General features: G+C 68.7%; 10 protein-coding genes and 1 pseudogene. 6 read left to right on the top strand and 5 right to left on the bottom strand.

The genetic code is table 11. The features are described 5' to 3' along the window. Positions 1-71 precede the first annotated feature (71 nt). On the bottom strand, positions 72-290 hold the full coding sequence (locus tag LK06_RS15390) for a response regulator transcription factor (protein ID WP_052269972.1): 219 nt from the start codon (positions 288-290) through the stop codon (positions 72-74). Between the two features lie 604 nt (positions 291-894). Here LK06_RS15390 and pdhA point away from each other — a divergent pair. The 3 genes from pdhA to LK06_RS15375 are packed head-to-tail and all read left to right on the top strand — an operon-like array spanning position 895 to position 4,514. Further along, complete coding sequence (pdhA, locus tag LK06_RS15385; RefSeq protein ID WP_039653596.1) at positions 895-2,136, top strand: pyruvate dehydrogenase (acetyl-transferring) E1 component subunit alpha; 1,242 nt, start codon at positions 895-897, stop codon at positions 2,134-2,136. Between the two features lies 1 nt (position 2,137). Next, positions 2,138-3,115, top strand: coding sequence for an alpha-ketoacid dehydrogenase subunit beta (locus LK06_RS15380; RefSeq protein ID WP_039653595.1), 978 nt, complete (start codon positions 2,138-2,140; stop codon positions 3,113-3,115). Positions 3,116-3,125: 10 nt separating this feature from the next. Continuing rightward, a complete protein-coding gene (locus tag LK06_RS15375) occupies positions 3,126-4,514 on the top strand; it encodes a dihydrolipoamide acetyltransferase family protein (protein WP_043434445.1) in 1,389 nt (462 codons plus the stop codon). A 163-nt stretch (positions 4,515-4,677) separates the two neighbouring features. On the opposite strand, the pseudogene LK06_RS15370 reads toward LK06_RS15375, so the two are convergent. Next, a pseudogene (locus LK06_RS15370) lies at positions 4,678-5,199 on the bottom strand (hypothetical protein); the annotation flags it as partial. Between the two features lie 325 nt (positions 5,200-5,524). After that, positions 5,525-6,427, bottom strand: a complete 903-nt coding sequence (locus LK06_RS15365) for a D-alanyl-D-alanine carboxypeptidase family protein (RefSeq protein ID WP_039653590.1) — start codon at positions 6,425-6,427, stop codon at positions 5,525-5,527. A gap of 189 nt (positions 6,428-6,616) precedes the next feature. Between LK06_RS15365 and LK06_RS15360 the strand changes: the two genes are divergently transcribed. Both LK06_RS15360 and LK06_RS15355 read left to right on the top strand, forming a co-directional pair. Continuing rightward, positions 6,617-7,291, top strand: coding sequence for a GntR family transcriptional regulator (locus LK06_RS15360; RefSeq protein WP_039653589.1), 675 nt, complete (start codon positions 6,617-6,619; stop codon positions 7,289-7,291). Then, positions 7,288-8,628, top strand: a complete 1,341-nt coding sequence (locus tag LK06_RS15355) for an MFS transporter (protein WP_039653588.1) — start codon at positions 7,288-7,290, stop codon at positions 8,626-8,628. The genes LK06_RS15360 and LK06_RS15355 overlap by 4 nt, the downstream gene beginning before the upstream one ends. 673 nt (positions 8,629-9,301) lie before the next feature. Here LK06_RS15355 and LK06_RS15345 read toward each other — a convergent pair. Continuing rightward, positions 9,302-10,126, bottom strand: a complete 825-nt coding sequence (locus tag LK06_RS15345; protein ID WP_039653738.1) for a maleylpyruvate isomerase family mycothiol-dependent enzyme — start codon at positions 10,124-10,126, stop codon at positions 9,302-9,304. Positions 10,127-10,345: 219 nt separating this feature from the next. On the opposite strand from LK06_RS15345, the gene LK06_RS15340 reads away from it, so the two are divergent. Then, positions 10,346-11,161, top strand: coding sequence for a carbon-nitrogen family hydrolase (locus LK06_RS15340; RefSeq protein ID WP_039653586.1), 816 nt, complete (start codon positions 10,346-10,348; stop codon positions 11,159-11,161). Between the two features lie 121 nt (positions 11,162-11,282). On the opposite strand, the gene LK06_RS15335 is transcribed toward LK06_RS15340, so the two are convergent. Continuing rightward, the gene (locus LK06_RS15335) at positions 11,283-11,777 is read right to left on the bottom strand and encodes an LURP-one-related/scramblase family protein (protein ID WP_039653585.1); all 495 of its coding nucleotides are present in this window, start codon (positions 11,775-11,777) and stop codon (positions 11,283-11,285) included. Positions 11,778-12,016 lie beyond the last annotated feature (239 nt).

The raw sequence follows: 12,016 nt of genomic DNA, 5'->3' as shown, positions 1-12,016 counted from the left end.
CGGTGGACGCCGAGGGCCTTTTCGGGAAAACCGGGCGCGAGGCTTTCGAGGCCTTTCGGAGCCCCGTGATGTCACCTGCTTCCGTGCTTTTCCGCCCTCCTGCGGGCCGGATAAGTGGCTGCCCGGGAACGGCGCTGCATACCGGGTTCCGTGAGCAAGTCGGAGACGTAGCGACCGTAGTTCTTGATCGTTTTCTTGGTCGGCTGCAGCCACGCGCCGATCTGGTGATGGGCGAGCCCCTTGTCGATCAGTTCCAGGACGCGGCGCTCCTCGCTGCAGAGTCGACTCACCCCGCCGTTGGTCCGCGCCAACGACGTCGCGCAGTCACTTCGGCACGCCCGGGCCCGCGGTAGCGGCCGGGGCCGGCGGGGACCTGCCAGCGGTGACGTCCCGAACTGCCCGGAGCGGCTCGTCGTCGTGGATGCCCCTAGAAGGCGTACCGCGGTACCGGCTCGATGTCCGGCTCCGTGCAGAACGTGCGGAGTCCGTGCGCAGAGTGTTCGCGCACGCCCCGACGGACGACTTCGTGGTCATCGAGCACGCATACCCGGAATCGCCCGTCTGCGCGCACGCGGCCAGTCTCACACGCAAACTCTTCCCGTGACCTGGGTGCGCGGGATAACGTGCGGTTGCTCCGGCCTTGCCGCAAGGCTGTGACCAGCATGCTTCCCCATTGCCTCGATTTACTTGGAAATCCAAGCAAAAACGCAGGTCAAGAGGGGTTTCACAGAAATGTGGACCACTGGGTAACGTGTTGGTTGCAGGGCGCTCGCCGGGGCACCTGTCACGCCTGTTCCCGGCCGAGTGGCACCCACCCCGTGCCCGGTGGCCGAGACAGGTGAGCCGCACTGGCCAGCCGGCAACCCCGGGGGCCGGAACGACGGAGGAGCACACGTGACCGTGGAGAGCAGTGCCGCGCGCAGCCCGCGACGCAGCGCCGCAGGCAAGGCCGGCACCACCGGCAGCAAGTCCGGTACCGCCGGAAAGAAGTCCGGAGACACCGGCGCCAAGCGCACCAGCCGCGCGCCGCGCGCCGCCGCGAAGAGGAGCACCGACCCCGAACTCGTGCAGCTTCTGACCCCTGAGGGCAAGCGGGTCAAGAACGCCGAGTACGACGCCTACGTCGCCGGCATCACCCCGGACGAGCTGCGCGGCCTGTACCGCGACATGGTGCTCACCCGCCGCTTCGACGCCGAGGCCACCGCCCTGCAGCGCCAGGGCGAGCTGGGTCTGTGGGCCTCCCTGCTGGGCCAGGAGGCCGCTCAGATCGGCTCCGGCCGGGCCCTGCGCGACGACGACTACGTCTTCCCGACCTACCGCGAGCACGGTGTCGCCTGGTGCCGTGGGGTCGACCCGACCAACCTGCTCGGCATGTTCCGCGGCGTGAACAACGGCGGCTGGGACCCGAACAGCAACAACTTCCACCTCTACACGATCGTCATCGGCTCCCAGACGCTGCACGCCACCGGCTACGCGATGGGTGTCGCCAAGGACGGCGCGGACTCGGCGGTCATCGCCTACTTCGGTGACGGCGCATCCAGCCAGGGCGACGTCGCCGAGGCGTTCACGTTCTCCGCCGTCTACAACGCCCCCGTGGTGTTCTTCTGCCAGAACAACCAGTGGGCGATCTCCGAGCCGACCGAGAAGCAGAGCCGGGTGCCGCTGTACCAGCGCGCGCAGGGCTTCGGCTTCCCGGGCGTGCGCGTGGACGGTAACGACGTCCTGGCCTGCCTGGCGGTCACCAAGTGGGCGCTGGAGCGCGCCCGCAGAGGTGAGGGCCCCACCTTGGTCGAGGCGTACACCTACCGGATGGGCGCCCACACCACCTCCGACGACCCCACCCGCTACCGTCACGACGACGAGCGCGTCGCCTGGGAGGCGAAGGACCCGATCCTGCGTCTTCGCCGGTACCTGGAGGCTTCAAACCACGCGGACGAGGGATTCTTCGCGGAACTGGAGACGGAGTCCGAGACGTTGGGCAAACGAGTGCGCGAAGCGGTCCGTGCCATGCCCGACCCGGACCACTTCGCCATCTTCGAGAACGTGTACGCGGACGGGCATGCGCTCGTCGACGAGGAGCGAGCCCAGTTCGCCGCCTACCAGGCGTCGTTCGCGGACGCAGAAGGGGGTCAGTGACATGGCAGAGAAGATGGCGATGGCCAAGGCCATCAACGAGTCGCTGCGACGTGCCCTGGAGGCCGACCCCAAGGTCCTGGTCATGGGTGAGGACGTCGGCAAGCTCGGCGGCGTCTTCCGGGTGACGGACGGCCTGCAGAAGGACTTCGGGGAGAGCCGGGTCATCGACACCCCGCTCGCCGAGTCCGGCATCGTCGGCACCGCGATCGGCCTCGCCCTGCGCGGCTACCGCCCAGTGGTGGAGATTCAGTTCGACGGGTTCGTCTTCCCGGCCTACGACCAGATCGTCACGCAGCTCGCGAAGATGCACGCGCGTGCGCTGGGCAAGGTGAAGATGCCGGTCGTCATCCGCATCCCCTACGGCGGCGGCATCGGCGCGGTCGAGCACCACTCGGAGTCGCCGGAGGCGCTCTTCGCGCACGTGGCGGGCCTGAAGGTGGTCTCCCCGTCGAACTCCTCGGACGCCTACTGGATGATGCAGCAGGCCATCCAGAGCGACGATCCGGTGATCTACTTCGAGCCCAAGCGGCGCTACTGGGACAAGGCCGAGGTGGACGCGGCAGCGATCCCCGCCCCGCTGCACAGGGCACAGGTCGTCCGAGAGGGCGCCGACCTGACCCTGGCGGCCTATGGCCCGATGGTGAAGCTGTGCCAGGAAGTCGCGGCGGCGGCGGCCGAGGAGGGCAAGTCCCTGGAGGTCCTGGACCTGCGCTCGGTGTCTCCGCTGGACTTCGACTCGATCCAGGCCTCGGTGGAGAAGACCCGCCGTCTCGTCGTCGTTCACGAGGCGCCGGTGTTCTTCGGTTCCGGCGCGGAGATCGCCGCGCGGATCACCGAGCGGTGCTTCTACCACCTAGAGGCTCCGGTGCTCCGGGTGGGCGGCTACCACGCCCCCTACCCGCCGGCCCGGCTGGAGGAGGAGTACCTGCCGGACCTGGACCGCGTGCTCGACGCCGTCGACCGCTCGCTGGCGTACTGAGGAGAGGGTCGTGACGACGATGACGGATGCGTCCGTACGCGAGTTCAAGATGCCGGACGTGGGCGAGGGGCTCACCGAGGCCGAGATCCTCAAATGGTACGTCCAGCCCGGTGACGCGGTCACCGACGGCCAGGTGGTGTGCGAGGTCGAGACGGCCAAGGCGGCCGTCGAACTGCCCATCCCCTACGACGGCGTGGTCCGCGAGCTGCACTTCCCCGAAGGAACCACGGTCGACGTGGGCACGGCCATCATCGCGGTGGACGTGTCGGGCGGCGCCGCGGCGCCGGCGCTGCCCGAGGCGCCGAAGGCGGAGCCCGAGGAGGCCACGGAGGAACCGAAGGCGGAGGGCCGCAAGCCGGTTCTGGTCGGCTACGGCGTGGCTGCCTCCGCCACCAAGCGCCGCCCCCGGAAGGGCTCCCAGGTCACCGTTCCGGCGCCGGCCCAGGCGGTCCAGCCGGAGCTGAACGGCCACACCCCCGCGGTGGACAGAGCCCGCCCGCTGGCCAAGCCGCCGGTGCGCAAGCTGGCCAAGGACCTCGGGGTGGACCTGGCAACGGTCACTCCTTCCGGCCCGGACGGGATCATCACCCGGGAGGACGTCCATGCGGCGGCCACACCGAAGGCCGCTCCCGAGCCGCCGGTGCAGTTCCCTGCCACCGCTCCCGTGGCCCCGGCGGCGGTGACGCCGTACGACAGCACGCGTGAGACCCGTGTCCCGGTCAAGGGCGTGCGCAAGGCGACGGCGGCGGCGATGATCGGCTCTGCGTTCACGGCTCCGCACGTCACGGAGTTCGTGACGGTGGACGTGACCCGCACGATCAAGCTGGTCGAGGAACTGAAGCAGGACAAGGAGATGCAGGGCAAGCGGGTGAACCCGCTGCTGCTGATCGCCAAGGCCCTGCTGGTCGCGATCAAGCGCAACCCGGAGGTCAATGCTTCCTGGGACGAGGCCAACCAGGAGATCGTCCTCAAGCACTATGTGAACCTGGGCATCGCGGCGGCCACTCCGCGTGGTCTGATCGTGCCGAACATCAAGGACGCGCACGACAAGACGCTCCCGCAACTGGCGGACTCCCTCAGTGACCTGGTGTCGACAGCGAGAGAGGGCAAGACGTCGCCGGCCGCCATGCAGGGGGGCACGGTCACCATCACCAACGTCGGCGTCTTCGGCGTCGACACCGGAACGCCCATCCTCAACCCAGGCGAGTCGGCGATCCTCGCAGTCGGTGCGATCAAGCTCCAGCCGTGGGTCCACAAGGGCAAGGTGAAGCCCCGCCAGGTCACCACGCTGGCGCTGAGCTTCGACCACCGCCTGGTCGACGGCGAGCTGGGCTCCAAGGTGCTGGCGGACGTGGCGGCGATCCTGGAACAGCCGAAACGGCTGATCACCTGGGCCTGAGCGGCCGTGTGCGAGTCGTGGGCCGCGCACCAGTTTTCCTGGTGCGCGGCCCACGACCTGCCCGAGCGGCTGTGCACCGACGGTCGGCGGGCCGGTTTCCTCATCTGCGGCGACTCGGTGCCGTCGGGGAAGGTCCGTTCCTCCTCATTACTCCACACGCTCATTACTCCACACGCGGCCCGGCCGGTACCGGGTCCGGCCGCAGCCAGTGGCTGCCGGTGCTCCAGCCCAGCAGGCGGCGACCCGTACCCGAGTCGGGTGGGGCGCCGTCCATGACCCGGCGCAGCCTGGTGAGAGCGGGGTCTAGTCGGCCAACGACGTGCCAGGGCTGCCGTGCGGACTCTTCGGAGAGCGCTGTGGTGAGGAACTTCGGGGTGAACGTGCCCATGAAGATGTCGGCGGCGAGCTCCTCCACAAACGGGGCACCCAGTTCGGCCTGGCGGGCCAGCACGGACAGTTCGTGGATCAGCGGGTTGGGCAGGATCGTACCGGGGAACGCCCGTACGGCCAGCCCGCCCAAACGCGGCAGCGCAGTGGCGGCCACGTCCGTCCCGTCGTCGACGCGCTGGGCGGCGACGGCCCGCACCCACGGCAGTTCCTCCGCCCGGAGCTGCCGTTGCAGGTCGAGCAGCAGCAGGGAGCGGCGATTGCGGAACGCGCGGTAGTTCGCGGCGTCGAGCAGGCGGCCGTAGGGCCATGGGGCGGGGCGCAGCGTGTGAGACGGGGCGCCGAGGACCGCGAAGCGAGTGGTGCCGAGTCGTGGTGCCGCTCTTGGTGCGACTGCTGTTGCGTCCACGACCACACGGGACTGCACCAGGCACCGTTTTGGGGCGGGTCGTACCTCGAAGGACTCGGTCACGTCCGCACGACCCACCACCCAGGGCAGGGGTGCGTTCCGCGTCGCCCGATGGGAGGCGGAAGTCCTGTGGGAACGGTGTCAGACGGGCCCGTCACAGGGGTGCGACGGGCCCGGTGATCGGCGCGTGGGCGTCAGCCGTACCGTACGGGCGTCAGCGGAGCCTGGCGAAACCGTGGTTGAGGAGCTTCGAGGCGTCCTTCGTGCGCTGTGCGTACGTGGTGGAGGCCAGGACCGTGCCGATGACGGTCTTGCCGTTGCGGGTGGCAGCGAAGACCAGGCAGGCGCCGGCCTCCGGGCCGGAGCCGGTCTTCACCCCGATGGCGCCACGGTAACTGGACAGCAGGGAGTTGGTGTTGCGCCACGTCTGCATGGTGCGCGTGCTGCCCGTCCTGGTGATCGTCTTGGCCGTGTAGCGCTTCGTTTTGACGATCTCGCGGAACATCGTGTTCTTCATCGCGCTGCTGGCGAGCTTCGTCAAGTCGCGCGGCGTCGAGTAGTTGTGGCCGTTGCCGATGCCGTCGAAGGAGTCGAAGTGCGTGTGCTTCAGGTGCAGCTTCTTGGCAGCGGAGTTCATCTTGCCGATGAAGTTCGCGACCCGCTTGGTGCGCGTGGAGCCGGTTCCGTACTTGTCGGCGAGTGCGTAGGCGGCGTCGCAACCGGACGGGAGCATCAGGCCGTACAGCAACTGGCGGACGGTGACCTTGTCGCCGACGATCAGGTGCGCCTGGGAGGCGTTCTTCCTGACGACGTAGTCGCTGTACGCCTTCTTGATCGTCACCTTGGTGTTGAGGTTGAGGTGCGGCTGCGCGAGCACGACCTTAGCGGTCATGATCTTGGTCGTGGAGCCGGTGGAGCGCCGGGTGTCGGCGGCCTTGGCGTACAGCGTCTTACCGTTCGCGTTGTCCATCACGTAGCCGCCCTTGGCCACGATCTTGGGCGCGGAGGCGGCCTGTGCGGGCGCCGCGGTGAGGGCGCCGGTGACCAACAGTGCGCCGGAGGTGATGGCGACGGCGGCGGACTTGCGAAGGTGAGTTCCCTTGGTGCCGGTAGTCAAAGTGAAATACCCCGATTGTCTTGAATTCCCCTGGAATGCGGCCGAGTTGCTGGTGCGAGGGAGTGGGACCGCATCCGTGTAACACGTAAGTAGCACAAAACGTCGTGTGGTTGCTGGGGATCCCTTCGGGCCGGTCCGCATGACGGACGCAGCCCGCGCATGCGTACGTGTTGTATCTATCCTGTCGGCATGAGTACGACCGTTCAGCAGTCCGCCCAGCAGTCACTCAAACCACCGCCCGCCGCCGACCGTGTCTACTCCCACATCAAGCAGGGTGTTCTCGACCGCCGGTACGAGGGCGGAACCCTCCTCACCGAGGGTGAACTGGCCGAGGCCGTCGGGGTCTCGCGCACCCCCGTCCGGGAGGCGCTGCTGCGGTTGGAAGTCGAGGGGCTGATCCGGCTCTACCCGAAGAAGGGCGCCCTGGTGCTGCCCGTCTCCGCGCAGGAGATCGCCGATGTGGTCGAGACCAGGCTGCTGGTGGAGGAGCACGCGGCACGCAAGGTGGTACCCGCCCCTTCGGCTCTGGTGGAGCGGCTGGCGGAACTGCTGGAACGGCAGAAGTCGCAGGTGGCGGCAGGCGATCTGGCCGCCGCCGCGGTGACTGACCGCTGCTTCCACGCCGCGATCGTGCGCAGCGGTGGCAACGAGATCCTCTCCCGTCTCTACGACCAACTGCGCGATCGTCAGCTGCGCATGGGTGTCGCCATCATGCACTCGCATCCCGACCGGATGACCAAGACACTCGCCGAGCACGAGGAGATCCTCAACGCACTGCGTGCCGGGGATGCGGACGCGGCCGTCAGGGTCGTGCACCGGCACGTGAGCTGGTTCTCGCACCTCGCGCGGGGCGGAGTCCGATGAGCAGCGCCGAGAACAACGCCACCCTTCCGGGTGATTCCCGCCCGGAGCCCGAACGGCCCCGAGCACCCCTGGGCGGCCGGCGCGCTGTCGCCGTGTGGTCCATAGGCGTCGCCGTCTATTTCGTCGCGGTCATCTTCCGTACGTCGCTCGGGGTGGCGGGGCTCGACGCGGCCGATCGCTTCCACGTCAACGCCTCCGCACTGTCCGCCTTCTCCATCCTCCAGTTGCTGGTCTACGCGGGCATGCAGATACCGGTGGGCCTGCTGGTCGACCGGCTCGGTACCAAGAGGGTGTTGAGCATCGGTGCCGTGCTGTTCACGGCCGGGCAGTTGGGCTTCGCCTTCTCTCCCTCGTACGGCACCGCACTCGCCTCCCGTGCGCTGCTGGGGTGTGGCGACGCGATGACCTTCATCAGCGTCCTGCGGCTCGGCACCCGCTGGTTCCCACCCAGGCGCGGTCCGCTGGTCGCGCAGTTCGCGGGCCTGGTCGGCATGGCGGGCAATTTGGTCTCCACCCTTGTTCTCGCCCGGCTGCTGCATGGCATGGGCTGGACTCCGGCGTTCGCGGGCAGTGCGCTGGCTGGTGCCGTCGTCCTCGTGCTGACGCTGCTGTTTTTGCGGGACCACCCCGAGGGGCACGAGCCGGAACCGTCCCCGCACCAGGGCGCGGCCTTCGTCCGTCGGCAGATCGCCGCGGCCTGGCGGGAGCCGGGCACGAGGCTCGGTCTGTGGGTGCACTTCACTACTCAGTTCCCGGCGATGGTGTTCCTGTTGCTGTGGGGGCTGCCGTTCCTGGTCCAGGCGCAGGGGCTCAGTCGGGCCACGGCCGGTGAGCTGCTCACCCTGGTCGTCGTGTCCAACATGGTGATCGGGCTCGTCTACGGCCAGATCATCGCCCGGCACCATGCGGCGCGGCTGCCACTGGCGTTGGGCACGGTGGGGACGACTGCGCTGTTGTGGGCGGTGACGCTGGCGTACCCCGGAGCGCACGCACCGATGTGGCTGCTGGCGATGCTGTGCGTGGTGCTCGGCGCCTGTGGTCCGGCGTCGATGATCGGTTTCGACTTCTCCCGCCCCGCAAATCCAGCCGAGCGGCAGGGGACCGCGTCCGGTATCACCAACATGGGTGGTTTTGTCGCCTCCATGACGACGCTGTTCGCGATCGGTGTGCTGCTGGACGCGACCGGGGACGACTACACCGTGGCGTTCAGTGCCGTGTTCGTGCTCCAGGCGCTCGGTGTCGGTCAGATCCTGCGGTTGCGGGGGCGGGCGGCTCGACGGGAGCGGGAGCGGCTGGTGGCGAGCCGAGTGGAGACGGTGCACGTCCCGGCGACGTGAGCGATAGGCGGCCGGACGTGTCCGGCGGCAGATGTCACCGCCAGTCGGTACCAGGGTGAGACAGCTGGTGCCGAGGACACTCCGGCAGCTCATCCACCCGGCCCGGTATGGGGCGAGGCGTTCACGAATTTCGGCCGCCCGGGTGTTCCGGACGCGCTACCAGACGGACCTCCGCATCTGCCGGGTAGCCCGACCTGAACTCCTCCGCCCTCCTCGCCGCTGGCGGACGAGTCCGCGCGCCTCGGCGTTGTGTCGGGCCCTTGCCAGGTCCTCACTGCTCATGTCCCCGTCGGTCCCGCCGGCTTCGGGTACGGCTTCCAGCACCCGGAACTGCAACTCGGCCCCCATCGCAGTCGATGTCCAGCACAGTGCGGGGCGCGTTGCCGCGAGGGGGCGGACCGTCTCGGCTGCACGGCTCTCGGAGGGGACCGTGGAAGACGAGGCGGGGGAGGCGCGGCAGGGCGTCGTCGTCGGTCTCGGACATACCCGGCGGGCTGGCAGGGCCATCCTCGCTCACCACCTGTTTGCGGCAGGCCGGCAGACAGACAGACAGACAGACAGGCAGGCAGGCAGACAGGAGGCCGATCCGTGAGGGCCGGTCACCCTTCCCCGGGGCGTACGCAGTCTGCCTCGTCGAGTCGGACAGCCCGGAGCCCCGCCCGCCCGGGGCCACCTACGGCGTCACGGTGAAGTGGCGCAGTATTGCGGCCGTGAGTTCCGGATCGCCTTCCGTCTTCACCCGGTCCGCCGCTGCCTCGGGGGTGATGCGTCCGCAGGCCAGGCGGACGTAGGTTTCCCAGTCGAGGGTGAGGGTTGCGGCGGGGCCGAGGGCGGGGGCGGTTTCCAAGCTACCGCGGCCCTGGATGTCCACCCGGACGGTGCGTAGGAACTCCACCGGGCCATGCACGTCGAAGACGACGGCCGAGCTGCGGGGGGCGCTCGCGTCCTTGGCGACCACCTTGGGCAGCCCGGACAGCAGGATGTCCCGGACGACGTGCGCGCCCGGCGAGTCCAGGTTGCCGGGGCAGCCGAGCGCGGTACGAAGATCCTGCTCGTGTACCCACACGTCGAAGGCCCGGGTTCGGTATGCCTGTTCCAGCGTGATCTCGGTGCCCAGCGGGCCGCGCACCTTGGTACTGGGGTCGCGGGACTCGTTGCGTAGCTGGCGGTTTCGGCGGATGACGGTGTATTCCAGCTCGGCCGTCATCTCCGGCGCGGTGTGGTGACGGCGGACATCGACCTGCATCTCCATGTACCGCTGGTGTTCGGTGGTGACGTGGAAGAGGTCCCGGGGCAGCGCGTGGATGGGGCGCGGGTCGCCGAGCATCTCACACTCCAGGCCGATCACATGGGACACGATGTCCCGCACGGACCAGCCGGGGCACGGGGTCCGCCGGTTCCACTCCCCCTCGACAAGTGACTGCGCCATGTCGGATATCGCATCGATGGAGTGGGTCCAGGCGTCGGCGTAGGGCTGGAGGGTGGGATGCAGACTCACGGAACGGGACCCCTCGACGGTTTGGTACACGGGCAGGTTGTGGCGGCGTTGCCAGTGGCAGCGGTTGCACTCGGCGGGTGTCTCGGACTCCCCCAGGTTCTCGGCTGGGCTCGAACAGGGAGGACCCCCAAGTTACGCTGCTGTGAGGCACCCCGGCAGTGCTTTCGTGTGACGATCGTAGGCCTGTGTGGACGACTCGAATGCCAGGACGGTGGTAGTGTGCGCGCCTCGCTGATCCAGATCGCCGTGGATGAGGGGGAATCGATCGAATCCAGGCGGCAGCGCGCTGCCGCGCTGGTACGGGAGCAGGCCGGCGCCGACCTCGTGGTGCTGCCCGAACTGTGGACCACTGGTGCCTTCGCCTACGAACGCTTCGACCGGGAGGCCGAGCCGCTCGACGGGCCGACGTACGAGACGATGGCCAAGGCGGCGAGCGATGCGGGCGTCTGGCTGCACGCGGGGTCCATTCCTGAGCGTGCGGCGTCCGAGGGCGGCTCGGCGGCGGACGGCACCCTCTACAACACCTCTCTCCTCTTCTCCCCTTCCGGCGAGCTGGTCGCGGTCTACCGCAAGATCCACCGCTTCGGATTCGACAAGGGTGAGGCCGTGTTGATGGGCCGCGGGCGGGAACTGGTGACGGTCCGGCTGCCCGGAACCACGCTCGGCGTGGCCACCTGCTACGACCTCCGTTTCCCCGAACTCTTCCGCGGACTCGTCGATGCCGGTGCCGAAGTGCTGGTGATCCCGGCGGGCTGGCCCGCACGGCGACGCAAACACTGGACGCTGCTGGCTCAGGCACGGGCGGTGGAGAACCAGGCGTTCGTGCTCGCCTGTGGAACGGCCGGCACCCATGCCGGAGTTCCCCAGGCGGGTCACTCGATCGTGGTGGATCCGTGGGGTGAGGTGCTTGCCGAGGCGGGTCCGGGCGAGGAGGTCCTCACGGTCGATGTCGACCCGGCGAAGGTGGCGGACACCCGTGAGCAGTTCCCGGCCCTGAAGGACCGGGTGCTCGGCCTGGAACCGCCGCGCCGCTGAGAGCCGTGTTGCTCCCGCGCCGCTGAGGGGCGTCGGTCTCCCTACCGCCCGAACCCCTCAGCCGCCCAGAACCGTTCAGCCACGCGGGCCGCCCCGTGGGCCCATGGCCGTCCGGGCCGGTTCAGTCGTCCTCCCGCTCCTTCTCCGCCAGGTGGATCACGCACACCGCCACCGCGATCAGCAGGGCCGGGTCGGCGTCCTCCCGCACGATGTCGACTCCGTAGGTCTCCCGGATGTGCAGCCAGCGGCGCGAGATCACCGCGAGGAGTTCGCCGTCGTACTCGACGGCGAACTCCCGGTCCAGGATTTTGCCGCTGACGTCCAGTTCGGTCCCGTCCGCCAGGGCGACCCGGTAGTGGTTGCGCAGCAGGGACAGCCGTTTGCGCTTGATCGTGGCCAGGCCCTCGCCGTCCCGCTCGATCACCATGGTGTCGCGCAGGGCGAACATCTTCTGGTGGATGTCGATCAGGATCCGTCCCTGGGCGTCCTTGAGCTCGAAGGTGTCCCGCAGTCGCATCGCCTTGCCGTCGACGAGGAACACCTTCCGACCGTGCTCGTCCTCGATCCAGTAGTCGTCACCGATACCGAGGAGCCGGTCGCGTACGAGAAGTCTCATACCCTCAGCGTTTCCCCGAAACGGCGCGATTGTCACAGGGTATGAAGCTGGCGGCTTCGGGATGAATCGGGCACATGGCCTTCCCGTAGGGGTTCTCGGAGGTCGCCGTGGCGGAACAGCCGCTCTGAACGTCCCGGTCGCCGGTGCGCACGTGATCCGGAGGAAGCTCGTTTACGCTGGCCGCCGCGTGAGTGAGGCGAGGACACCATGCCGCGCACCAGCCTGACGAAGACTCCGGT

This window comes from Streptomyces pluripotens (assembly GCF_000802245.2).
In the GTDB taxonomy this organism is placed as follows: Bacteria; Actinomycetota; Actinomycetes; order Streptomycetales; family Streptomycetaceae; genus Streptomyces; species Streptomyces pluripotens.
This window is presented reverse-complemented; position numbering and strand designations above follow the sequence as displayed.